Origin of the sequence: Magnetococcus marinus MC-1, assembly GCF_000014865.1 — a bacterium.
GTDB lineage: Bacteria > Pseudomonadota > Magnetococcia > Magnetococcales > Magnetococcaceae > Magnetococcus > Magnetococcus marinus.
This window is the reverse complement of the sequence record NC_008576.1, coordinates 938802-962194: the sequence shown is the minus strand read 5'-3', so window position 1 is coordinate 962194 and position 23393 is coordinate 938802. Positions and strand designations below refer to the sequence as shown.

At 54.1% G+C, this 23393-nt stretch carries 19 protein-coding genes and 1 other RNA gene; 13 read left to right on the top strand and 7 right to left on the bottom strand.

The genetic code is table 11. From position 1 onward, the window contains the following. Positions 1-74: 74 nt before the first annotated feature. Positions 75-605 (bottom strand): invasion associated locus B family protein, encoded by a 531-nt coding sequence (locus MMC1_RS03970; RefSeq protein WP_041640773.1) that lies wholly within the window; start codon positions 603-605, stop codon positions 75-77. Between the two features lie 653 nt (positions 606-1258). Here MMC1_RS03970 and MMC1_RS03965 point away from each other — a divergent pair. Further along, positions 1259-1576 (top strand): hypothetical protein, encoded by a 318-nt coding sequence (locus MMC1_RS03965; RefSeq protein WP_011712458.1) that lies wholly within the window; start codon positions 1259-1261, stop codon positions 1574-1576. Between the two features lie 149 nt (positions 1577-1725). Continuing rightward, on the top strand, positions 1726-2109 hold the full coding sequence (locus MMC1_RS03960; RefSeq protein WP_011712457.1) for a response regulator: 384 nt from the start codon (positions 1726-1728) through the stop codon (positions 2107-2109). A gap of 181 nt (positions 2110-2290) precedes the next feature. On the opposite strand, the gene MMC1_RS03955 is transcribed toward MMC1_RS03960, so the two are convergent. Continuing rightward, on the bottom strand, positions 2291-3115 hold the full coding sequence (locus tag MMC1_RS03955; RefSeq protein WP_011712456.1) for a pirin family protein: 825 nt from the start codon (positions 3113-3115) through the stop codon (positions 2291-2293). A 111-nt stretch (positions 3116-3226) separates the two neighbouring features. Next, positions 3227-4300, bottom strand: a complete 1074-nt coding sequence (locus MMC1_RS03950) for an alkene reductase (RefSeq protein ID WP_011712455.1) — start codon at positions 4298-4300, stop codon at positions 3227-3229. Positions 4301-4437: 137 nt separating this feature from the next. Between MMC1_RS03950 and MMC1_RS03945 the strand changes: the two genes are divergently transcribed. Further along, positions 4438-5385: a LysR substrate-binding domain-containing protein gene (locus MMC1_RS03945; RefSeq protein ID WP_011712454.1), complete on the top strand. Its 948-nt coding sequence runs from the start codon at positions 4438-4440 to the stop codon at positions 5383-5385. Between the two features lie 127 nt (positions 5386-5512). Here the strand turns inward: MMC1_RS03945 and MMC1_RS03940 are convergent, their stop codons facing one another. After that, complete coding sequence (locus tag MMC1_RS03940) at positions 5513-5980, bottom strand: DUF302 domain-containing protein (protein ID WP_011712453.1); 468 nt, start codon at positions 5978-5980, stop codon at positions 5513-5515. A gap of 471 nt (positions 5981-6451) precedes the next feature. Here MMC1_RS03940 and MMC1_RS03935 point away from each other — a divergent pair, with 471 nt between their 5' ends. Together MMC1_RS03935 and MMC1_RS19575 are read left to right on the top strand one after the other, a co-directional pair. Continuing rightward, positions 6452-7651, top strand: coding sequence for a methionine gamma-lyase (locus MMC1_RS03935; RefSeq protein ID WP_011712452.1), 1200 nt, complete (start codon positions 6452-6454; stop codon positions 7649-7651). Between the two features lie 50 nt (positions 7652-7701). Further along, positions 7702-10437 (top strand): PAS domain-containing hybrid sensor histidine kinase/response regulator, encoded by a 2736-nt coding sequence (locus MMC1_RS19575; RefSeq protein ID WP_011712451.1) that lies wholly within the window; start codon positions 7702-7704, stop codon positions 10435-10437. A gap of 7 nt (positions 10438-10444) precedes the next feature. Here the strand turns inward: MMC1_RS19575 and MMC1_RS19570 are convergent, their stop codons facing one another. Together MMC1_RS19570 and galE are read right to left on the bottom strand one after the other, a co-directional pair. Further along, positions 10445-11338 carry a glycosyltransferase family 2 protein gene (locus MMC1_RS19570; protein ID WP_011712450.1) on the bottom strand — a complete coding sequence of 298 codons (894 nt, stop codon included), beginning with the start codon at positions 11336-11338 and terminating at the stop codon, positions 10445-10447. Beyond that, a complete protein-coding gene (gene galE / locus MMC1_RS03920) occupies positions 11328-12341 on the bottom strand; it encodes a UDP-glucose 4-epimerase GalE (RefSeq protein WP_011712449.1) in 1014 nt (337 codons plus the stop codon). Before galE ends, MMC1_RS19570 begins: the two co-directional genes overlap by 11 nt. Positions 12342-12807: 466 nt before the next feature. Between galE and MMC1_RS03915 the strand changes: the two genes are divergently transcribed. Beyond that, positions 12808-14478, top strand: coding sequence for an NAD-dependent malic enzyme (locus tag MMC1_RS03915; RefSeq protein ID WP_011712448.1), 1671 nt, complete (start codon positions 12808-12810; stop codon positions 14476-14478). Between the two features lie 90 nt (positions 14479-14568). Here the strand turns inward: MMC1_RS03915 and MMC1_RS03910 are convergent, their stop codons facing one another. After that, the gene (locus tag MMC1_RS03910; RefSeq protein WP_011712447.1) at positions 14569-15990 is read right to left on the bottom strand and encodes an aminotransferase-like domain-containing protein; all 1422 of its coding nucleotides are present in this window, start codon (positions 15988-15990) and stop codon (positions 14569-14571) included. 690 nt (positions 15991-16680) lie between these two features. On the opposite strand from MMC1_RS03910, the gene MMC1_RS03900 reads away from it, so the two are divergent. The 7 genes from MMC1_RS03900 to MMC1_RS03880 all read left to right on the top strand — a co-directional run bounded on the left by MMC1_RS03900 (position 16681) and on the right by MMC1_RS03880 (position 23393). Then, the gene (locus MMC1_RS03900; protein ID WP_011712445.1) at positions 16681-17091 is read left to right on the top strand and encodes an SxtJ family membrane protein; all 411 of its coding nucleotides are present in this window, start codon (positions 16681-16683) and stop codon (positions 17089-17091) included. 31 nt (positions 17092-17122) lie between these two features. Then, a complete protein-coding gene (locus MMC1_RS22015) occupies positions 17123-17272 on the top strand; it encodes a DUF5989 family protein (RefSeq protein ID WP_011712444.1) in 150 nt (49 codons plus the stop codon). Between the two features lie 23 nt (positions 17273-17295). Next, the gene (locus MMC1_RS03895) at positions 17296-19134 is read left to right on the top strand and encodes a carbamoyltransferase family protein (protein WP_011712443.1); all 1839 of its coding nucleotides are present in this window, start codon (positions 17296-17298) and stop codon (positions 19132-19134) included. 549 nt (positions 19135-19683) lie between these two features. Next, positions 19684-20047, top strand: an RNA gene (gene rnpB / locus MMC1_RS20790) — RNase P RNA component class A. A 56-nt stretch (positions 20048-20103) separates the two neighbouring features. Continuing rightward, positions 20104-21045, top strand: a complete 942-nt coding sequence (gene rsmH, locus MMC1_RS03890; RefSeq protein WP_011712442.1) for a 16S rRNA (cytosine(1402)-N(4))-methyltransferase RsmH — start codon at positions 20104-20106, stop codon at positions 21043-21045. A 30-nt stretch (positions 21046-21075) separates the two neighbouring features. Then, the gene (ftsL, locus tag MMC1_RS03885) at positions 21076-21348 is read left to right on the top strand and encodes a cell division protein FtsL (RefSeq protein ID WP_011712441.1); all 273 of its coding nucleotides are present in this window, start codon (positions 21076-21078) and stop codon (positions 21346-21348) included. Next, positions 21345-23393 (top strand): peptidoglycan D,D-transpeptidase FtsI family protein, encoded by a 2049-nt coding sequence (locus MMC1_RS03880; protein WP_049757600.1) that lies wholly within the window; start codon positions 21345-21347, stop codon positions 23391-23393. The genes ftsL and MMC1_RS03880 overlap by 4 nt, the downstream gene beginning before the upstream one ends.

The following is a 23393-nucleotide window of genomic DNA, read 5'->3' as shown; positions in this document are numbered from 1 at the left end:
GAGGGGTTGTCTGTAAAAGCATCGTATCAACTACTCTAAAAGAGGGGGGGAAGTAACCGTGTAAGACAGGGAACCTATTGGACCTGTTTGTTCCCATCGGTAAAGCCCAGCAGGCTAAATTTCATGGCCAACTTACGACGACCATTGTAAAGGCTTGCATTAAAGTTTAACGCAGTGCCCTTCTCCAATTTTTGCAGTAGGGGTTTGGTCATTTTCAACTCCGCAAGACAGCCATCTGTAACGCAGGTTAGCCACTCCAGTATTTCTGGTTTGGCACTCTCCTCATCCACCACCATGGTTACTTTTTCTCCCAAGTACATTTCCAAAGGCAAAATTAGCCGCAGAAAGGACTCTTTACGACCCTCACCGCCCTTGATCAGAGAAAGACTGGCAATACGCTTAACCTTTTGGGTGCCCACATTCTGGGTCAAGGTGCAGCGCTCCTCAGCCTTTTGCCCCGCCACAGGCACTTCAAAACACTGCAACAGCCAATCTTTGTAGGCTTGCGAGCGGCTAAAGGTTGCCTGGGCATACACAGGTTCTGCCAAAAGAACCATGCCAAGAAGCATAACTGAGAAGACAAATCCATTAACAAAACGCTGCATGTATAAACACCTTTCCAACTTTTTTGCACACATTTAATTCATTCTCACCCACTTTGCCCGACCTTATCATACACATGTATTGTGTTGCATCAACGAGATAGTTTGAGAATCATAGATTTGCATTTGAACCCCTCTCTTCCAAGCACGCCTATAAGCCATGCAACGGAGAACATTCACAACAAATCCATCTGGGCCATGGTTGGTGCGCATACACGGATTTGGAATGACAATAGTGCGCAATCTCCCCCTGGTTTTGCTGGCGAATGGCGACACACCGCCATGATTTCTGGCTGTTGTTGGTTGTTACTTAGCAGGTAACGGCTGGCTTTGGGCGAGCAGGAATCGAGACATACCCAGCGGGATAACCGTTGGCCTCTCTTGGCCTACATAGGCGGATTGAAGTGACACTGTCGTTTAAGATACGGACAAAAGGGGGAGAACCTATGTCGGCGTAACCATTGTACCCACCGGCGTTCCAGACAAAAGCCGTGAAGCTGGTCCTTGAACCGGGATCAACAGATACAGCGGCTGCAAAGCGCTTGGCGAACGCATAAAGTATATTTCTGTATAGAGCTAACTTTTTTGCGTTTTTCGTGACATAATATGTAAGATTCCCCAACAACATCCATGCGTCCACCTAAAGGAATCTGCCCATGGAAATCTGCCATAATGAGCAAAAGGCCATTGTCTCTTTCAAACTGGAGCTCATCAGAATCATGCAGGAGCATCAATCTGACCGGGATGCTTTTATTGCACTGGCAAGTGTGTTTGATGCGATCCCCAAATTAACCTCGGATAATCAAACCGTAACCCGATGCGACCCATGTACGGGAGAAAATTGCAGCTACCGGGCACATCTGCTGATGCTGGCCGAACGGTTATCACAGATTCATGGTGTTGATGAAGCGCTTCAACTGTTCAAGGAGCACAGCCCCTACCAGGAGCAGCAAAGGGTCAGCCGTTTTAAATAAACCCAAGCGTTTGTTGCATATGGGTTGAATGGTGCCTTATAATTGATTCATTAAAAATGGCCGCTTTGTATTGCCCTCCGTTTTGAGCATATGCCATAACCGATCACAAGGGTTCAGGATCCATTTGATTATCTATAAAGGGGATCATCATGAGAGAGGCACTCATTATTGAGGATGATTTTATTGTCCAAGAATCAATTACAATCATCCTGGAAGCACACCATTTTAATGTCTTTCAGGCACCCAATGGTGAGGTTGGCATCCGTTTAATGGAGCATAACCACTTTGATGTGATCATCACAGACATCATAATGCCTGTTAAAGAGGGGCTACAGACCATCAAAGAGGCCAAGCAGCGCTGGCCCTACCTAAAGATCATCGCCATCTCAAGCGGGGGTTCCGAACCGCAACTTGATTATCTGACCGCCGCCAAATTGCTGGGCGTTGATGCCACACTGCGAAAACCCATTGATGCCGATGACTTAATGGCCTGTATTGATAAACTCATCTCAAAATCACCACCAGATACTTAGTCAGGTCTACCCTTGGACGAGAGCAGACCATGTTGCTCAACCCTCTTCTCACGGCGCTTAAAACTTCTCGAACAGGGTTGTCCAGCCCCCTTTGTGTCATCTTCTAAAAAATCACACCGCCATCGCTTCTCCCCCCTCGCCAGCAGCGATGGCTGCTCACCCACCATGAGCCTCACCCCCGCTAAAGAAAGTTACCCGTTTCATAATCCTGCACCGCTTGCTGAATCTCCTGGTGCGTATTCATAACAAAGGGACCATGGCGCGCAATGGGCTCGCCAAGGGGTTGGCCCGCCACCACCAAAGCCCCCCCTAAACCCGACAACCTGACATGATCGCCCTCAGCCAGAATCGCCAAGGCATCCTGGTCAACCCGTTGAGCCGCTATCTGCATACTCCCCCCATAGACCAGCACAAAAGCACAATGTCCAATAGGGATGGGCAGTATCACCGCACCACCCTGCAAACGAACATCGACCAACAGCGGATCTGTATCAATGCCGCTAACGGGCCCCTGCTGACCCGCCACCCGCCCGGCAATGAGGCGCAGCAGCCCCCCCTGCTCCACCTCCACCTCGGGAATGGCAGAGGAGGGAATATCCTGATAGCGCGCGGGAATCATTTTACGCCGCGCGGGTAGATTGACCCATAACTGAAAACCATGCAGCCGACCCTCATGCTGCTCTGGCATTTCTGAGTGGATCACCCCGCGCCCTGCGGTCATCCATTGCGCCCCGCCGGATTCCAGCAAGCCCGCCCCACCACTGCTGTCGCGGTGACGCATTTTGCCCTCAAGCATGTAGGTTACGGTTTCAAAACCCCGATGGGGATGATCAGGAAAACCCCCGCTATAGTCGCTCGCTTGATCCGACTCCAGCGTATCCAGCAGCAGAAAGGGATCCAATGCCCGCAGGGAGGGGGAACCAATGGTGCGTTTAATTTTAACCCCATCCCCATCTGCCGTTGCTGTGGCTGGCACGATGCGTTCGATACGGCGTTGTTTATCCATGGTGCGCGCTCCTGGTGGCTTGTCCTTCAACCCAAACACGGGGGCATTCCGCCGTTTTACCCGTAATATTGAGCTGCGATGCCCTGTCCTTTAAAAAAACGGGCCCTACGCTTACCCTTGGGCCAGCGTCGGATAATCGGTGTAGCCCTCCGCCCCTTGCGTATAAAAAGTGGTGGGATCAGGCGTGTTTAATGGCGCCCCGCAGCGCAGACGCTCCGGTAGATCTGGATTGGCCAGATAGGCGCTCCCAAAGGCCACCCCATCCAGTTGACCCGCCGCGATAGCCGCCTCGGCTTCCTCTCCCCCATAACCCATATTACCGATCAGGGTGCCCTTATAGTGCTGCCGTACCAGGGGAACCACATCTCCCTGTTGTTGACCCAAAAAGTCGCGACGCATCAGGTGCAGATAGGCCAATGGATAGGCGTTTAGTCGCTTGGCCAGCCACTCCGCCAACCCCATAGGATCGCTGTCGATCATATCGTTAAAGCTGTTAAGGGGAGAGATCCGCAGCCCCACCCGCTCACTGCCCCAGGCTAGGGAGACCGCCTCAATCACCTCCAACAACAAACGGGCGCGGTTCTCCACCGAGCCACCATAGGCACCGCTGCGATGGTTGCTGCCATCCCGCAGAAATTGATCGAGCAGGTAGCCATTGGCCCCATGCACCTCTACCCCATCAAACCCGGCTGCGCGGGCATGGCGGGCCGCACGGGCAAACCCATTTACAATGGCCGGCAGTTCGTCATCTCGCAAGGCCCTAGGCAGAGTATAGGGTTGTTTGCCCTGGGGGGTGTGGACCTCATCATGGGCAATAGCCAGTGGCGAGGGTGCTACCGCCTCGCGGCCATCATTCAACAAGGGGTGACAGGCGCGTCCTCCGTGCCAAATTTGCATGAAGATGCGCCCCCCCTTTGCGTGTACGGCCTGGGTAATCTTTTTCCAACCCTCGATCTGGGCGTCGGAGTAGATGCCCGGTTCACGCCAAAAGGCCGAGTAACCTTGCATGACCATGGTGGCCTCGGTAATAAGCAGCCCGGCACTGGCGCGTTGCGCATAATAGTCGACCATCATAGCGGTGGGCACATGTTGGGCATCCGCCCGGCACCGGGTGAGCGGCGCCATAAGCAGACGATTTGGCAACTCCAGATCACCAATACGGAGCGGTTTAAACAGATGGTTCATGGTAAGCCCCCCTTTCCTAAGCGGTGCTCAGGAAAATATTAACCTCGGAAACAGCGTAAATTTACCATACCATTGCACCGACAGCCTGATAAGATAGCATTTTCACACTAGCATGGTGCATTTTTGCAACAATCCATATGAACGATTTAAACGATCTCGCTTTTTTTGCCGCCGTCGTTCGCTATGGTGGCTTTTCTGCCGCGGCCCGTGCGACCGGTATTGAAAAAACCCGCCTCAGTCGCCGTGTGGCCGCGTTGGAGCGGCGTTTGGGGGCCTCATTACTCCAGCGTTCGACACGCATGATCGCATTGACGGAAGCAGGCGAGCGGTTTTACGAGCGCTGTCAGGTGGTTATTGAGGGGGCACAAGGCGCTTATGAGAGCATTGATGCGCTCAAAGCCGAGCCCATGGGCAGGGTACGTATTAGTGCCCCTGTGGTTCTGGCACAGAACTATCTGGCACCGATCCTACCAGCCTATATGGCGGCCCACCCTAAGGTAACGGTGCATCTGGATGCGACCGACCGGGTGATTGACCTGTTGGAGGGGCGGGTGGATGTGGCATTACGGGTGGTCGCGCAGATTGAGGACTCCCCCAATCTGGTGGCGCGGGAGGTTGCCCCTACACGCCGTATTATGGTCGCCAGTCCTGCTTTTTTGCAGGCACACGGCCAGCCCACGAGCCTGCTTGTTTTAAAAGAGATGGCGGTGATCTGCTGCCATGCGGATCTGCACGAGGGACGGAGCCGCTGGGTATTACGCAATGGTGCGGCTATGCAGGAGGGGGTGCAAGGCTCACCACGTCTGGTTGCGGACGACATGCGGGTGCAGCTGAAGGCGGCGGTTCACGGTATTGGTGTTGCGCTCTTACCAGAACCTGTGGTTGCAGCCGAGCTGCGCGCGGGTAAATTGATGCGGGTATTACCGGAGTGGGCCACCGCAGAGCGCATGATCCATGTGATCTACCCGCGCCCTAGGGGGATGTTGCCTTCCGTGCGCAGCTTCATTGATTATCTGTTGATGCACCTGTCCCAGGCGATTCCGTCGGAGACCACACCCAAAAAAGACACGCCCTTGTGCCATTAAGTGATGGCGCGTTTGAAGGTTCGTCTACCCTTGGGGAAAAGGGGACCACACCAACCTTTTTGAATGCGCTGTGCCAACAGCTAGGCCGCCCTTATACGGGCACAAGGGCGGCCAAGATAGGCTTTTATTAAAGCAAAAACTCAATAAACTTCTGCTGTTGTTCTGCAACTTCACCACCCATCACGGTCGCCACATTGCCACCAAACAGGGTACCCAACAGACCCGCATTCATCACCCCGACGTAGGTTTTGCCATCCGATTTTTGATAGACGCTAATGGTGCAAGGCATCATCACAGAAACGATTTTATTTTCATCATCTTTCAAAATGTTATAGGCGTGGTTTGCTTGACACAAATTAACCAACATGACCGGCGGCAGGTTACCACCCCCATGCTTTGCTACCGATTTGTGCAGCGGTTTAACCCCAGCCACCACCCACCCTAAAGCAAGCGCATTACTGGATATTTTTGCGACCGTTTCGTCCACACTCAAGGGGCTCGCATGCTCCTTGAGCATCATACTCGGGGCAAGTTGCCACGCGACCCCGACCACACACAAAACCCCAACTAAAAAACCGACCAAAATATTTTTCACTGCATTTCTCCAATAAAAGCCTAGGTTTGATTGCCCTTCAACCCAAATAGGGCGCGCCATTTACAACAGTTTCGTAACAAATACGACACAAATGTAACGCTATCACCCTTGAAATGACAACATCTAAATATACATGCCATTCGATATTATATAGGTTTTCTTTGGCCTGTTATGCCATCTTCTCCCACTGAGCGGGCACCCTTATGCTGCTATAGTCGGCCAACCGCTCCCATGAGCGCGCAGACTATCCCGCGCAGAGACGCTGCAAATACCCCCATGCTTAGCCCCTACCCGTCAATCCCACAGCGTTCTAAACTGAGGCCGCACAAGCCATGCCCAAATCCAATCAAGATAATTTTTGAGTTTTAACCGTAACCAGCTTAAATTCTGTTCCATTCATGCGCATGTTCGGCAAAGGAACACCCCCCATGGGTTCCATAACGCCCCACCTTTTACGCACGGGAGCCTATGATGGCCACGACAAAGGATACCAAATTGGGTTTCACCACCCGCGCCATCCACCACGGCTACGACCCCTACGCTGGGCACGGTTCACTAACCCCACCCATCTACATGAGTTCCACCTACACGTTTGCGACCACAGAATCGGGGCAAAAACGCTTTGCCGGTGAAGAAGAGGGCTACATCTACGCCCGTGTAGGCAACCCCACCACGGCGCTTTTGGAGCAACGTCTTGCTGAATTAGAGGGAGCCGAGGCCGGATTGGTGACCGCCTCAGGCATGGGGGCCACCAGCGCCCTACTTTGGACGCTGCTTAAACCCGGTGACGAAATTATTACCGATAAAACCCTCTACGGCTGCACCTATGCCTTTTTTAACCATGGTCTGCACAAATTTGGCGTCACCATTACCCACCTGGATCTCACCGACCCCACGCAGCTGGCGCAAGCCATCAGCGCCAAAACCCGCGTGGTCTTTTTTGAATCCCCTGCCAATCCCAACATGCGCTTGGTAGATATTGCCGCCATCGCCGAAATCGCCCACCAGCACCATGCACTGGTGGTGGTGGACAACACCTATTGCACCCCTTATTTACAAAGACCTATCGAGTTTGGTGCGGATTTTGTGGTACACTCTGCGACGAAATATCTGGGGGGGCATGGGGATCTGCTGGCCGGTGCGATTCTTGGCCCCAAAGCGGCCTTAACCGAGGTGCGTTTTTATGGCCTCAAGGATATGACCGGGGCGGTGCTCTCGGCCCAAGATGCCTTTTTGATTCTGCGCGGTCTAAAAACTCTGGCCCTTCGCATGGATCGCCACTGTGCCAATGCCCTCACTTTAGCGCAATTGCTCGAAGCCCATCCCCAAGTGACAGCCTGTTACTACCCTGGTCTACCAAGCTTTGCACAGTACACCTTGGCCCAGCGGCAGATGGCCCAACCAGGGGGCATCATAGCCTTTGAGCTCAAAGGGGGCATGGAGGCAGGCCGACGTTTTCTGGATGCCCTACAGCTGATCACGCGGGCGGTCAGCTTGGGCGATACCGAGAGTTTGGCCCAGCACCCCGCCAGCATGACCCACTCGGTCTATCGCCCAGAAGAACGGGCCGCTCATCTCATTAGCGAGGGCTTGGTGCGCCTCTCGGCTGGTTTGGAAGATCCTGAGGACCTCATAGCCGATGTCACCCAGGCTCTTGCCGCAATTTCATGATCTTAGGGTTTGAAAAGCCCTACCCACTGCGCCACACAAAGGAAGGTTGTATGTCGTCGCCCGTTGGCCACAAGGCCCAAGATGCCGGCCTTAACCTTACTCAACAGAGTGAGGCTTTTTCGCATGCTGTGATTGAAGGGCTCTCAGGTATTTTTTACCTGTTTGACGGGCAGGCACGCCTGATTCGCTGGAATAAAAACTTTGCCACCGTCACAGGCTATGACGATACCACCCTACAGGGCAAACAGGCCCTTGATTTTATTGCACCGTGCGATCAAGCGCTGGTGAGCTCACGTATCCAGCAGGTCTTTAGCGAAGGTCATGCTACGATCGAGGCCGCCCTACGTGCCCATAATGGCCAAGAAACCCCCTATTTTTTATCGGGCTCTTTGGTGATGATCGACGAGCAGCCCTACCTGAGCGGTACCGGCATTGATATTAGTGCCCGCAAGCGGGTTGAAGAGACGTTACAGGCCGAACAACAGCTCACGCAGGCGAGCCTAGATGCCTTACCCGATACCTATTTTCTATTTCATCCTGAAACCGGCAAGGCCCTACGTTGGAACCGCGCTTTCCGCGAAATTAGCGGTTTTAGCGATCGCCAAATCGGCGCGCTGCCCGCCCCCAGCAGCTACTATAGCCAGAGCGATCTATCGATAATGGCCACCGCGCTGGAGCAACTCCGCAAAACCGGCACCGCTAAGCTGGAAATCAACCTTATTTGTCATAATGGGCAGACTATCCCCTTTGAGTACGCCATTTCCAGTTTAGCGCATCAAGGCCAAAATCTTATCATCTCCATTGGCCGCGACATCTCGGAACGTCGCCTTGCCGAAAACCAACTGCGTGAGAGTGAACAAAAATTCCTGCGTCTTTTCAAAGAGGTCTCCATTCCCCTTGTCTTGGTCAACAAGCAGGGTATGGTTACCCATATCAATGATCGCTTTACCACCCTGCTCGGCTATAGCATGGCGGACATCCCCGACTTGGATAGTTGGTGGCAACGGGCCTATCCCGATCCGCGCTATCGCGCATGGGTGAAGGAAACCTGGACTCTTGCCGTACAAAAAGCCATGGCAGACGGCCAAGATATTGCCCCTTTAGAGTACCAAGTCACCTGCAAAAACGGTGAACAACGGGAGATTCAGATCAGTGGCGTCACCTTTGGGGAAGATACCCTCGCCACACTTATTGATGTAACCGAACGCAGCCGCGCCGCCAAGACGCTGCAACAAGAGCGCGATTTTGCCGACAGTCTGATCCACACCGCCCAGACCATCATTTTGGTGCTGGACACCCAAGGCCGCATTATGCGCATCAACCCCTATATGGAGGAGCTCTCGGGCTATACTTTGGCTGAAGTGCAGGGTAAAGATTGGTGGAATACCTTTCTACCCCAACAGGATCATGCCACCTTACGCGCACTCTTTGCCAAGGCGGTGGGGCATATCCATAACCAAGGCCATGTTAACCCTATCCTAACCAAAGATGGCCGTTTACTAGAGATTGAATGGTACAACAAGACCCTGATAGACAGCCATGATGAGGTCATGGGTCTCTTATCCATTGGCTATGACATCACCCACAAAAGAGCGTTAGAGGCGGAAAACCGTGAGGCCCTGGCCCGAGCAGAGTCAGCCAACCAAGCCAAGAGTGAGTTTTTAGCGATCATGAGTCATGAGATACGCACCCCCCTTAACGTGCTGCTGGGCATGGGCGACCTGCTGCATGAGAGCCTGTTAACGGAGGAGCAGACCGGCCAATTGGAACTGCTTATTAAAGCTGGCAAACATCTTGTTGTTTTAATTGATGATATTTTAGATCTCTCTAAAATTGAGTTTGGCGGTCTAACATTAACCCGAGAGCCCCTCCAACCCCACCGACTGTTTTTGTTAATCTGCGATATTGTGCGTCTACAGGCCCAAGAGAAGGGTTTGACCTTCAACTGTGACATCCCCACCGAATTGCCCCCGTGGGTACTGGGGGATGAAGGACGCTTGCGCCAGATTATGATCAATCTGTTGCACAACGCCATTAAATTCACCCAGCAAGGGCATGTCACCCTGAAAATCGCCTATCAGCCCGCAGGCAGTCTGTTTAGCATAACCATTAGCGACAGTGGCATCGGCATTGCCGCGAAGCATCTCAACCACATTTTTGACAAATTTTCCCAGGCCGATTCCAGCATATCCCGGCGTTATGGGGGCACCGGTTTGGGGCTGGCAATTGCCCGCAATTTGGTTACGTTGATGGGGGGGCATCTTACCGTGGAGAGCTGCGTCAACCAGGGCAGCCATTTTCAACTGACCTTAGAGCTGCCGCCCACCCAGCCCCCCATACGGCCATCCACCGTGGCACTCACCGACCTTGCCACCTTAAAACCACTCAATATTTTATTGGCTGAGGACTCTTTGGATAATCAAACCCTGTTTTTAACCTACTTAAAACCCACCCCTTGGCAGGTTGAAATCGCCATGGATGGCCAGCAAGCCGTGGAACGGGTTAAACAGGGTGGGCTAGATCTGGTTTTGATGGATTTACAAATGCCTATCATGGATGGCTATCGGGCCACCCAAGCGATTCGCCACTGGGAGCAAACCTCAGGCACAACCCCCCTGCCCATTTTGGCCCTAAGTGCCCATGCGCTTAGAGCAGAACAGCAAAAAAGTCTCGAAGCCGGCTGTAATGCCCACTTGGTGAAACCGATCAAGAAAAAGGCCCTCATTGAGGCCATTCATCAAAACATGGCACGCACCACCGCCAAAGTCTCCCACGAGACTCCCTAGCCCCACGTTAAGCCCCAAACCCGCGTTTGCCGATCCACCGCACCAGCTCAGACCAAGAGAGCTTAAACCCCTTTTTCCAGGCTCTAAATCTTGTCCATCTTCTTTTTAACAACAGATACACCAGCACCTTGACTTGATTGTCTCGCAGCCGCTGCAATGCCTCTAGACGGCGCTTCTTTGATAAGGGACAACGCGGATGGTTAAGGGCGGCCTGTTGCAGCTCATAATGCATGATACCCTTCTCATGTTCGGCATCATAAGCCTGTTCCTGTTGGGGGTGTGTGCGGGACCAATAGAACACAGGTGGCAGCGCCAACACGGCATGCTCACGGGCCATCAACAGCCACATTTCATGGTCCCCCACCTGACGCTTGCCCGAAAAGCCGCCCAACTGCATGAAAACATCACGGCGGATAATGACCGCACCCGGCGCACGCCCAAAAAGGTAGTCATCCTCGCGAAAAAAGGCATCTTCATAGGCCGCAGCGGGGCTAAGCAGCACCGGCATAGGGCGCTGGGCATATTGCACCCGACTTAACCCCAATGCCGCCTGAGGATGGGCTTCCATCATGGCGACCATGCCTTGTAAACCAAACGGGTAGAGATAGTCGTCGGAATCCAAATATTTGATATAACGCCCCCCCGCCAAAGCGGCGGCGCGGTTACGGTTGGCATAGTCCCCAAGATTTTCGGCATTGATAAAGAGCTTGACCCGCTTATCCCGCGCCGCATACCCCTGGGCAATGGTCACGGTCTGATCGGTTGAGCCATCATCCACCACGATGAGCTCAAAATCCTGTAGGGTCGAGGCCAATACACTCTCAATGGCCTGGGCGATGTAGAGCTCGCGGTTATAGGCGGTCATTAATACCGAAACAGTAGGCGCAGGTTCATGGTTCACCGATGGACTCCTCTATCCCATCTACCACGGGGGGATCTTGGCGCCGCTGCATCCAGCGCCAAGCACTCGTTAAAATAATTTCCAAGGTACCATATTGAGGCTGCCACCCCAGCTCTTCCCGCGCCTTTTCTGCGCTGCCCACCAACACGGCGGGATCGCCAGGGCGGCGGGCACCCAACTGCACCGCGATGCTTTTGCCGGTCACTGTCTCGGCCACTTTAATTAACTGTCGAATGGAAAAACCCTGACCATTACCTAGGTTAAAAGCGCGGCTCTCACCCCCCCGCCACAACCATTGCAACGCCAACAGGTGCGCCTGGGCCAGATCGCTCACATGGATATAATCCCGCACGCAGGTGCCATCCTCACTCTCATAATCGGTACCATAGATGGTAAAGGGGCTACCCTTACGGGCGGCTTCTAACAAGCGGGGTATAATGTGGGGTTCTGGTTGGTGCTGCTCACCAATCTCGCCCTCCAGATCGGCACCACTGGCATTAAAATAGCGTAAGGCCACACTCTGCAAGCCATACACCTGATAGTCCTGCAACATCCACTCAAACATCAACTTAGAACGCCCATAGGGATTGATGGGATGTTGGGACATCGCCTCGGTTATGGGCATCTGCCGATGTTCGCCATAGGTCGCACAACTACTGGAAAATATGATATTTTTACAACCATATTGACGCATACATTCCAACAGCACCAACGCGGCCTGCACATTATTGCGGTAGTATAGGGCCGGGTCCGTCATGGATTCACCCACATAGGCACGACCCGCCAAGTGGATCACCGCTTGCGGCTGGTACTGTGCAAAGAGACCTGCCAATTTAGCCCCATCGTCAAGCCCCCCGACCACCAGCGGCCCCCAACGGACGGCCCAGGGGTGCCCCTCGCTTAAATTATCGTAAGTTATCGGTAAAAAACCACTTTGTGATAACACCTTACACACATGACTGCCTATATACCCTGCACCACCCGTCACCAAAATCGCCTTCATAAATTCTCCCAACCGTGCCTGCGGGGATTCGATCGTCAGGGTTTCATCGGTAAAAAGTTTCTGCACAACCTTGACTGGATGATGCTTCTAGCCCGCTCCAAACGGGCAGAAAGAGGCCCGTTTCACCCCCCCCTGCCCTGTCTCAAACGGTTCCTTAGCGGACAGGGCTTAGGCCAACGCCACCGCTTGGGCAGAGTATCACGATACCCACCATAAAACACCCCTCTGCTCATCCACCAGCTTGATGCAACCGCTACCATGGGAGCCCCCTGGAGCCGAACGCGACAAGGGTCTCATTGACCAACTGTAACGACTGGGCCTGCGGCTAGACAGAAAACGCGCCTATTGCATGCAAAATGTCTTATTAACGTCTCTTTGCTTTCACATTAATCTGGCATACTTGACCGATGCAGGGCAATTCCTGGAGCGGGCTCCCCCCCCCAGGCTAACCGGAGTAGAAAAACAGATGGGCAAAACATTTGATAGCAATCGTTTAAAAGAGCTTACCGGACATGCCAACCCGCTGGAGATCCTGAACGATCCCTACATGAACAAAGGCGTGGCTTTTACGGAAGAAGAGCGGGATCTGTTTCATCTCCGCGGTCTACTGCCCCCCAGGGTCCAGACCATGGAGGCTCAGTTAGGGCGGGCTTTAGATAATTTTCGCTGCAAACCTAACGATTTAGAGAAATATATTTTCCTAACCGGCCTGCAAGAGCGTAATGAAACCCTCTTCTACCGGTTGGTCATGACCAACATTGAAGAGATGTTACCCATCATCTACACACCCACGGTGGGTAAGGCGTGCCAAACCTATGGTCACATCTTTCGCCGCCCCCAAGGCATGTTTATCTCCATTAACGACAAGGGCCGCATCGCTGAACTGCTGGGCAACTGGGTCCATAAGGATGTACGGGTTATTGTGGTAACCGATGGTAGCCGTATTCTGGGCCTGGGGGATCTGGGCGCACACGGTATGGGTATTCCAGTGGGTAAGTTGGCACTCTATACCGCCTTGGCGGGCATCCCCCCCATCCACTGTTTACCTGTCACCCTGGACATGGGCACCAACAACGAAGCCCTGCGGAATGATCCCCTCTATGTGGGCCTGCCCCAACCCCGTGTCACCGGTGAGATCTATGATGAAATGATCGAAGAGTTTGTGCTGGCGGTACAGGAGCAGTTCCCCCGTGCCATGATTCAATTTGAGGATTTTTCTAACGACAACGCCTTCCGGTTATTGGAAAAATATCAGGACCGCATCTGCACCTTCAATGACGATATTCAAGGCACCGCCGCCGTGGCACTCGCTGGCATTTTGGGCGCTTTGCGCATTACAGAGGCGGATTTATGCACCCAGCGTTATCTCTTTATGGGCGCTGGCAGTGCAGGCTTTGGCATTGCCGACCTCATTTTACGCGCCATGGAACAAAAGGGCATCCCCCGTGAGCAGGGGCTCAAGCAGTTCCGCTTTATGGACTCACGGGGGCTGGTCACTCGCAGCCGCACCGATCTGCGGGGACGTAAATCAGAATTTGTCTGTGATGACCCGCCACTCACCGACTTGCAACAGGTGGTGGAACGCTTTATGCCCACGGTATTGATTGGGGTTTCGGGGCAGCCCGGCGTTTTCCACCAGGGTGTGGTCGAGGCCATGGCCCGCATCAATCCTCGCCCCATTATCTTTGCTCTCTCCAACCCCACCAGCAAGGCCGAATGTAGCGCCCAACAATGCTACCAGTGGAGTGATGGGCGCGCCATCTTTGCCAGCGGCAGCCCCTTTGAGCCCGTCACCATTGCCGGTCAAACCTTTGTGTCGGGTCAGGGGAATAATGCCTACTGTTTCCCCGGTATTGGTTTAGGGGTGATTATGTGTGAAGCCAGCCGCGTGACCGAGGAGATGTTCCTAGTCGCCGCCCAGACCCTGGCCCAAATGACCGCCCAGAGTGACCTGGATCAAGGGCGTGTCTATCCCTCCATGCAGGACATCCGCGCAATCTCTCTAAACATTGCTTTAGCGGTGGTCGATCTGGCCAGCAAGCGCGGACTGGCCCAGCGAGATTTGGGTGAACACGCCAAAGAGCGCATTAGTGCGTGGATGTGCAATGCCAACTATCGCAACTACGCCAACCGCTAACAGAGATCCGTTAGGTTAAAAAGGCGGGCTTGTGCAAACAAGCCCGCCTCATTTTACCCCCACGCACCGCCCCCCATTAAGCCACACTGGTTATAACTGCTGATGGACCATCTCCCCCAACCGCGCAATCGCTTTTTCGACCCGGCGGCTCCATAACGTCCCTGCGCTTAAACGAATGCAATGACGATAACGCCCCGACGGCGAGCAGACCGCCCCGGGCACAATGGCGATGCCTGCGGCCAACGCCTCTTCATACAGCGCCACACCATCCACCTGGGCAGGCATCTCCACCCACACGGTAAAGCCCCCCTGGGGGTGCGTCATGCGGGTTTCAGCTGGAAACGCACTGGCCACCCCATGGCGAAAGCGCTGGACATTGGCCGATAGCGCCTTGCGTAGATGGCGCACCTGACGCCCATAAGCACCGGATAACAAAAGCGACGCCACCGTTAGCTGAGTGAACATGGATGAGGTTAGCGAGGTGGCCATCTTTAGACTGACCATTTTTTCATAAAAACGAGGACCTGGCATACACAACCCCACCCGCAAGCCGGGACCCAAGACCTTGGAAAAAGAGGAGACATAGATAACCCAGCCCTCTTTATCCCACGCCTTCATGGGGGTTGGACGCACCCCCCCATAGTGCAGATCACCATAGATATCATCCTCAATCAAAGGCACCTGCCGTTGGGTAATTAAACGCACAATCTCCTTGCGGTTTGCCTCGGGCATGACGGCCCCCATAGGATTATGAAAACTGGGGATCGAGAGCACCGCCTTAACCCGTGGGTCTTCCAAGGCACGGGCCAAATCTGCGGGCTGCATGCCGTGTTGGGCATCGGTCACCACCTCCATAGCATAGAGCCCCATCTGTTCAATCATCTGCATAAAACCATAAAAACTGGGGGATTCCACCACCACCGCATCCCCGGGGCGGGTAATGGTGCGCAGGGCGAGGCTAATGGCCTCCAGAGCTCCTTGGGTCAGCAGAATTTCATCCACCCCTGGCGGCTGTGCAAACCCCCAGGGTTGCTGCGCCAAAGCACGCCGCAAGGGCATGGCACCCGCAGGGGGACCATAGGCCATGGCCGCAGCGGCCTGTTCGCGCATGACACTGCGCGCGGCGCGGCGTATATCGATCAGTGGCAACAGCGCTTCATCCAAAATCGCCCCCGCCAAGGGCACCAATGCATCGCTCATCGCGGCGGATTCCACCGCGCGGGTCATGGGGCCTTGGCGCACCTTAACCGGCTCCCCAGGCACCGCACTGGTTTGAGGAATCGGTTGTTTGAGGGGAGTCCGCGCAAAATAGCCAGAGCGGGGCCGCGCCTCCGCCAACCCCCGGCGTTCCAACTCGACATAGGCACTGGAGATGGTGGTTATGCTGACATTAAGGCGCCGTTGCAGATGACGCACAGAGGGCATGCGCTCACCCGGCGCATAGGTACCTTGCTCAATCGCCTGTTGTAACTGATCGGCTAATTGTTGATAACGCGGCGACCTGTTCTCCATGATATCTGTATCCTACCAAAACGCACTAAACTGTTATGCCTAGACCAGCTAGGTCACTTAAAAAACAGGCTTCTTATCCATCATTATGGCACATAGTCCTTCCTGAAACCCTGCTGGCACGCCTATCTGTTCTGATTATTTTTTATCTTTTTTGTATCTGTCATGTATCGCCGCCAAGACCCACACTAGAGAGAGACACCAACTCGGAGCGCGCGCATGCAAAACCATCCTTATGACACCGCCACCCAGCCATCGCCATGCCACCGCACAGATCCATACTGGCCGGCTGAGCACCGCCACCCCTTGGGGGCGAATGGCGGAAAGCTCTCTGTTTGCGCCGCATGGGCAGCGTTTTGGGTTAACCTGATCAAACTCATTGGGTTGATCGCTTGTGCCGCGGGTGTATCGCTTTTGTTGGCACAACTGCACTAGCTCAAAAGCTGGCCTTCGTCTGTTATGTGATGCTTTATCCGCTATGGGTCGCAGCTTATTTTTACAGGAGCCTTTTCTCCACACAGCGCCCCCCTGTTTCACGAGGGGGTCTAAGCGCAGCCAACCCGCGAGCAGCAAGACAACCCATCCTACAAACCGTTGCCTACGACCTAGCATTGCGCTTAACGTGGATGCGGGCACATTCTTTGCCTTCCATAACGGAGATTAAGCCATAATCCCTTCAACCTATGGGCTACCATGACGCACACCACCGTAAAAACCACACCGCCGCCCCCTTCTGACCGCAGCTTTGGTTTGGTCTTTGTGGGCGTTTTCTCCCTTGTGGGGCTACTCCCCCTACTACAGGGTGGCACGCTGCGTTGGTGGGCACTGGGTTGCGCCGCGCTGTTTTTGCTGCTGGCCCTGCTTAGCCCCCAACGACTGCACCCGTTGAATCTGTTGTGGTACCAATTTGGGCTGTTTTTACATCAACTCATGACCCCCTTGATCATGAGTGTGCTCTTTTTTATGGTGGTAACGCCCACGGGTCTGCTCATGCGTCTGAGCGGCAAAGATCCCTTACGTCTAAAGTTTGACAAAAAATGTTCAAGCTACTGGTTAGATCGCCCACCGGGCCCTGATCCTGACAGCATGAAAAATCAGTTTTAAGCCCCCCGTTCTAAACACCAAGAGGTTTACCATGTCCTTTTTTGGCGAGTTATGGCAGTTCATGAAGGCCCGTAAAAAGTTTTGGCTGCTCCCCATTATGCTCATGATGGTGTTATTGGGTGGCTTGGTTGTCATGACCCAAGGCAGCGCCGTTGCTCCCTTTATCTACACCCTCTTTTAAACGCTGTTCACGGGATGTGATGCATGTATATTCTTGGCATTTCCGCCTATTATCACGACTCTGCTGCCGCCCTGCTCAAGGATGGCCACATCATCGCGGCGGCCCAAGAAGAGCGTTTTACCCGCATTAAACACGATGCCGCTTTTCCCCGTCATGCCCTGGGCTTTTGTTTGCAACAAGCCGGCATCTCCCTTGCTGAGGTGGATCATATTGTCTTCTACGACAAGCCGTTTTTAAAATTTGAACGGTTGATGGAGACCTATCTGGCCTTTGCGCCCAGAGGGTTTAAATCGTTCCGTATGGCCATGATGGTGTGGATTAAAGAGAAGCTGTTTCAAAAAAAACTGCTGCTTGATGAACTCAAAGCGTTGGATGGGGGGGACAACCTAGCACAGCGGCTGCTTTTTTCTGAACACCATCAAAGCCATGCCGCCAGCGCCTTTTTTCCCTCTCCCTTTGAGAACGCTGCGGTGCTTACCATGGATGGGGTGGGCGAGTGGGCCAGCACCTCGCTGGGCATTGGGCAGGGTAACGATCTGAAATTGATTAAAGAGATCCACTTCCCCCACTCATTGGGGTTGCTCTACTCGGCCTTTACCTACTACACCGGTTTTAAGGTAAACTCGGGGGAGTATAAAGTGATGGGGCTGGCCCCCTATGGCGAACCCAAATATGCCCAGACCATTCTGGACCATCTGCTGGATCTTAAAGAGGATGGCAGTTTTCGACTGGATCTCAGTTATTTTGATTACTGCACCGGTTTAACCATGACCAACACCAAGTTCGACGCCCTGTTTGGCGGCCCACCCCGCACCGGGGAAGAGCGTTTGACTCAACGGGAGATGGATCTGGCCGCCTCTATTCAAGCGGTGATCGAAGCGGCCGTCTTGCGTTTAACCCGCGATATTGTCAAACAGACCGGACAAAAAAATCTCTGCATGGCGGGTGGTGTGGCGCTCAACTGCGTCGCCAATGGTAAAATTCTGCGGGATGGGCATGTGGAAAAACTCTGGATTCAACCCGCCGCAGGGGATGCCGGGGGGGCACTGGGTGCCGCGCTGGCGGTCTACCACGGTTTTTTGGACCAGCCACGCCAGCGCGACGCCCAAAGTGGTGATGCCATGCAGGGGGCCTATCTGGGTCCTGCCTTTAGCCAAGCCGAGATTGAAGCCCGGCTATTGGCCGAAGGTGCCCACTTTGAGACCCTGACAGAGGAAGCGTTGCTGGAGGCCTGTGCCCAAGCCCTCGCCGAAGGCAAAGCGGTTGGCTGGTTTCAGGGCCGTATGGAGTTTGGCCCGCGTGCGTTGGGGGGGCGTTCTATTTTGGGTGATCCGCGCTCCGCGGAGATGCAATCGACCCTTAATCTCAAGGTAAAATTTCGCGAATCCTTTCGCCCTTTTGCCCCTTCCGTATTGCGGGAGGATGTTGCAACATGGTTTAATTTACATGAGGATAGCCCATATATGCTGCTGGTGGATGATGTCGCGCCCCCGCACCGCATCGCCATGACTGCCGCACAGCAACAGCTGTTTGGCATTGAAAAGCTCAATGTGCCACGCGCCACGATTCCAGCCGTTACCCACGTGGACTATTCGGCACGTATCCAGACGGTGCATGCCCAGACCAACCCGCGCTATCATGCCCTCATCAGCCGGTTTAAACAAAAAACCGGCTGCCCCCTGGTGGTCAACACCAGCTTTAATGTGCGCGGCGAACCCATTGTCTGCACGCCGGAGGATGCCTTTCGCTGTTTTATGGGCACGGGGATTGAGCGGTTGGCGGTGGGCAATGCGTTGCTCCGCAAAGAGCATCAAGATCCGCAGCGGTTACGTGACTACAGCAGCCAGTTTGCCCTAGATTAAGCAAACCCCGCCAAGGCAAGCCTACCAACAAACAGGGCGTGCCTTAGCACGCCCTGTTTGACGACTGCGCTGCATGAGCAACTATTTTTTGTCTGAACGGGTAAAGATAAAGACAATGAGAGCAATGCTCACCAGAACAACGCCAGCCATGCTGGCCAGAACAATAATCGAACCGGGGGATAGATTCATCTGCAACACTCCTTAAGCGGGTTCAAATCGCAACCTATGTACGCATTCATACATTTTAAGCATCGCCCGGCCAAAGGCAAGAAGATTGCACACAAGATTCTGGTTTTACTTATTTTATGCACCATAGCATTCATTAATAACAACTATTTTATCAATAAATTCTAGCCTCTAAGCCATGCATCCAAGGCGTACATCGCGACAGCTTGCGTATCATTGTTTCCCACACAAACCACCAGCTACGCTTTGGCTTGGTGCTTTTCCACGTTTTAACAAGAGATCGGCAGCCGGTTTTCGCTGAACATGGCGCACCTGTATGGTGTGTGCCATAATGCAAGAAGGTGCTGCGAAAGCAGTGCTTCCGAAGCGGGTTGGGTGATCGCCGGTGTTCCTTGGAACACGGGAGGAAAGTCCGGGCTCCGTTAAAAGGGTGCCGGGTAATCCCCGGCGGGGGAAACCCCAGGGAAAGTGCCACAGAGAGCAGACCGCCGGCCAGGAGCAATCCGCCGGTAAGGGTGAAAGGGTGCGGTAAGAGCGCACCGCGTGCACCGGTAACGGTCACGGCATGGTAAACCCCACCTGGAGCAAGGCCAAATAGGGGGCGCTTGACGCCCCGGGTAGGCTGCTTGAGACCTACGGTAACGTAGGTCCTAGATGAATGATCACCGCTGCGCCCTCCTGGGAACAGGGCGCAACACAGAACCCGGCTTACAGACCCGCTTCGGCCCTTTAATCCATTTTATTGCTCTTTTATATCAACCTGGCACCGCCACGGATGGCTGCATGAGTTTTCAACACACCACCGTTTTGCTGCAAGAAACTGTCGCGGCTTTAGCCCCGCAGAGAGGCGGCTGCTATCTGGATGGCACCTTTGGCGGTGGCGGCCACAGTCGTCTATTATTGGAACAGTGTGCCCCAACGGGTCGCGTCATTGGCTTGGATCGAGACGCCGACGCCATTGCCAATGGTCAAGCGCTGGTGGCCCAAATGGCAGGCCGTCTCACCCTGGTGAAAGCCCCTTTTGCCCAAGTGGCAGAGGTTCTTCAACAGCTAGAGATTGCCGCTTTGGATGGTGCCATGCTGGATCTGGGGGTCTCATCCCATCAACTGGATACCGCTGAGCGGGGTTTTTCTTTCATCCGCTCAGGTCCATTGGATATGCGTATGGATGGTGACAGCACCACCCCGACGGCGGCAGCCTTATTGAACACCTTGGATGCCGATGCATTAGCGGATATCTTTTTTCACTATGGCGAGGAGCGTCACGCCCGCCGCATCGCCCGCATGGTGGTTAAGGTGCGTCAGCAACACCCTTTTACCACCACCACAGATCTGGCCGAGCGCATCGCCCACATGACCCCAGGTTATAGCCGCATTCATCCGGCCACCCGTGTGTTCCAGGGTTTGCGCATTGCGGTTAATGAAGAGTTACAGCAACTCGAACAGGCCCTATCCGTGCTCATTGGGTTGCTTAAACCGGGAGGACACCTCGCGGTGATCAGTTTTCATTCGTTGGAGGATCGTATTGTCAAACGGCTCTTTCGAGATGCGGCCAAGCCTCCTGAAGATCCCGTATTACGCGGCCTACCCATCGCCCAGGCCCAACGCCCCAAGGCGACTTTAAAACTGGTGCATAACAAACCGCTTACCCCTTCGGAAGCGGAGATTGAGCAAAACCCCCGCGCCCGTAGTGCCAAACTACGTGTGGCGCAAAAGCTTGCCTGATCTCGGGCAATCGCTCAGGAGCTGCGATTGATGAAATTGACCGGATGGATTCTCAATACGGTTCTAGCCATGGTGTTGATCATCTCTGGCGTTGCCATTGTCTCATCCCGCAACAGCATGCAGTCGGCACATCGCGAGTTACGGGATGCCGAAAAGAACTATCTTCAACTGCTGGATGAAGAGAGTGCGCTACAAATGGAGTGGGTCTACCGCAACAATCTGAATGATGTGGAGCGGGACGCCCGGGAAAAATTAAACATGCGCCCTCCCCGGCCCGACCAATGGCGAGTGATTAAGCCATGAAACGTCCACAGCAAAATAGTACGCGCCATAAGCGTGACAACCGCTCCGGATTGCTCGGTTTTCTTAAATCCCAGCGCAAGGCCGAAGCCAGCGACCAAGCCGCACGCAAGGGACTCTCGTGGAAAGGCAGTAGCCGTGGCAGCGAACGGTTGTTGGGCGTGCCTAAAAACCGCTTAGATCTCATCATTGGTCTCTTTATGCTGGCCTTTGTCATCCTGACGGTACGGGCGGTGGATCTCTCGATCCTGCAAGGCCCCCAACTGCGCGAGATGGCCGAGCAGCAGCATGAACGACGCATTCCCGTGCCTGCCAATCGTGGGCTTATTCTTGACCGTCACGGGCGCACCCTGGGCATTAGCTTGCCCATGAAAACCTTGTCGGTGGATGCCAGCCGCATCCAAGACCCAGAGCATCTTGCCAGCATGCTGTATGAACATTTGGGCATGTCAAAAGAGAAGTTGATCCAGAAATTGCGCAGTGCCAAGCCGGGCTCTTTTCCCATCATCAAACGGCAGATTCCCCCCATGGAGGCGCTCAAAATCAGCAGATTGGATCTGGATGAGCTTTTTTTCCTACCGGAATCCAAGCGGGTCTACCCCATGGGCGAAGTGACCGCCCACGTGGTGGGTTACACCAATTTTAATGGTGAAGGCCGCGAGGGCATGGAGGGGGCCTTTAACGATCACCTCAAAGGCAAACCGGGCACCCGTCTGATTGTGCGGGATCGGCTGGGGCGTCTTATGCCCGGTGGCACCTCGTTAGAGCGCGCTGAACCGGGCACCGATCTGGTTTTGACCATTGATGCCAATATTCAATATATCGCCTACCGGGCCCTGCTTAAATCGGTGCGTAACACCAATGCCAAGGCGGGCACGGTGGTGGTGATGAACCCGAATAATGGCGAGATTTTGGCCCTGGTCAACCAACCCAGCTACAACCCTAATGACCTGCGCCATAGCCAGGACCACCAACGCCGCAACCGTGCCATTATGGATACCTATGAGCCGGGCTCTACCTTTAAAATTTTTACGGTTGCCGCCGCGTTGGATAAACATATTGTCACCCCCGACCACTTGATCAACGCAGAAAATGGCCGTTTTCGGGTGGCGGACCGCATTATCCAAGATTTTAGCCGCCATAAAATTTTAACCGTCTCGCAAGTGCTGCAAAAAAGCTCCAACATTGGTGCGGCGAAGATTGGTCTGCTCACCGGTTTGGAGTTACAGGAGAGCTACCTACAAAAATTTGGTTTTGGCTCTGGCACCGGCATTGAACTACCCTATGAGGCACGCGGGCGCATCCCCGATGTCAGCCAATACCGGCAGGTTGGCCTAGCGAGCCGATCCTATGGTTACGGCATTACCGCCACCCCGCTACAATTGGTCACAGCGGCCTCTGCGGTGGTCAACGGTGGCCTGCTCTATCCACCCCGATTGGTTGCACGGCAGGTGGTTAAGGGACACTCCCACTTAGCTGAACAGGCCAAACCGGTACGGGTTATTAACGCCTCCACCTCAAAAATGATGCGTGACATACTCAAAGGGGTGGTCGATCCCGACGGCACCGCCCCAGAGGCGGATGTCGAAGGTTACAGCGTGGCGGGTAAAACCGGCACGGCGCGCAAGGCTGGCCCAAAAAGTCAGGGCTATGACCGCCGCTATTTTGCCTCTTTTGTTGGATTTGTACCGGCGCAAGCCCCGCAGTTGGTGATCTACGTCAGCATCGACGAGCCCCAGGGCAAACGCTATTATGGAGGGCAGGTCGCTGCTCCGGTTTTTCAAGAGATTGCTGAAGAGGTACTCCCTCTGCTGGCGGTTTTGCCGGAAACGCGACGTAAAAACAAAACCCCTCTTCCCCCCATTGATGGGTATGTATTTAACCCTGACCGGGACACTAAAGACCCCAGTGACGTCAAAAATGCCAGTCTAGCCAATGCCCTACAGGTTTTTTCCCGCAAGGAAATTATTCCCCTGGTCTCGGGTTCGGGCAAGGTGCAACTGGTCGAAGAGGTGGAGCAGGGGCAAATTCGCCTCACGCTGCAATAA

What these genes read in the sequence shown, in the direction of transcription:
- MMC1_RS03895 (WP_011712443.1), top strand. Translation starts at nt 17,296, where the DNA reads ATGTATATTCTTGGCATTTCCGCCTATTATCACGACTCTGCTGCCGCC.
- MMC1_RS03945 (WP_011712454.1), top strand. Translation starts at nt 4,438, where the DNA reads ATGAACGATTTAAACGATCTCGCTTTTTTTGCCGCCGTCGTTCGCTAT.
- MMC1_RS03955 (WP_011712456.1), bottom strand. Translation starts at nt 3,115, where the DNA reads ATGGATAAACAACGCCGTATCGAACGCATCGTGCCAGCCACAGCAACG.
- MMC1_RS03935 (WP_011712452.1), top strand. Translation starts at nt 6,452, where the DNA reads ATGGCCACGACAAAGGATACCAAATTGGGTTTCACCACCCGCGCCATC.
- MMC1_RS03915 (WP_011712448.1), top strand. Translation starts at nt 12,808, where the DNA reads ATGGGCAAAACATTTGATAGCAATCGTTTAAAAGAGCTTACCGGACAT.
- MMC1_RS19575 (WP_011712451.1), top strand. Translation starts at nt 7,702, where the DNA reads ATGTCGTCGCCCGTTGGCCACAAGGCCCAAGATGCCGGCCTTAACCTT.
- MMC1_RS03880 (WP_049757600.1), top strand. Translation starts at nt 21,345, where the DNA reads ATGAAACGTCCACAGCAAAATAGTACGCGCCATAAGCGTGACAACCGC.
- MMC1_RS03965 (WP_011712458.1), top strand. Translation starts at nt 1,259, where the DNA reads ATGGAAATCTGCCATAATGAGCAAAAGGCCATTGTCTCTTTCAAACTG.
- rsmH (WP_011712442.1), top strand. Translation starts at nt 20,104, where the DNA reads ATGAGTTTTCAACACACCACCGTTTTGCTGCAAGAAACTGTCGCGGCT.
- MMC1_RS03950 (WP_011712455.1), bottom strand. Translation starts at nt 4,300, where the DNA reads ATGAACCATCTGTTTAAACCGCTCCGTATTGGTGATCTGGAGTTGCCA.
- MMC1_RS03910 (WP_011712447.1), bottom strand. Translation starts at nt 15,990, where the DNA reads ATGGAGAACAGGTCGCCGCGTTATCAACAATTAGCCGATCAGTTACAA.
- galE (WP_011712449.1), bottom strand. Translation starts at nt 12,341, where the DNA reads ATGAAGGCGATTTTGGTGACGGGTGGTGCAGGGTATATAGGCAGTCAT.
- ftsL (WP_011712441.1), top strand. Translation starts at nt 21,076, where the DNA reads ATGAAATTGACCGGATGGATTCTCAATACGGTTCTAGCCATGGTGTTG.
- MMC1_RS03900 (WP_011712445.1), top strand. Translation starts at nt 16,681, where the DNA reads ATGACGCACACCACCGTAAAAACCACACCGCCGCCCCCTTCTGACCGC.
- MMC1_RS03970 (WP_041640773.1), bottom strand. Translation starts at nt 605, where the DNA reads ATGCAGCGTTTTGTTAATGGATTTGTCTTCTCAGTTATGCTTCTTGGC.
- MMC1_RS03960 (WP_011712457.1), top strand. Translation starts at nt 1,726, where the DNA reads ATGAGAGAGGCACTCATTATTGAGGATGATTTTATTGTCCAAGAATCA.
- MMC1_RS22015 (WP_011712444.1), top strand. Translation starts at nt 17,123, where the DNA reads ATGTCCTTTTTTGGCGAGTTATGGCAGTTCATGAAGGCCCGTAAAAAG.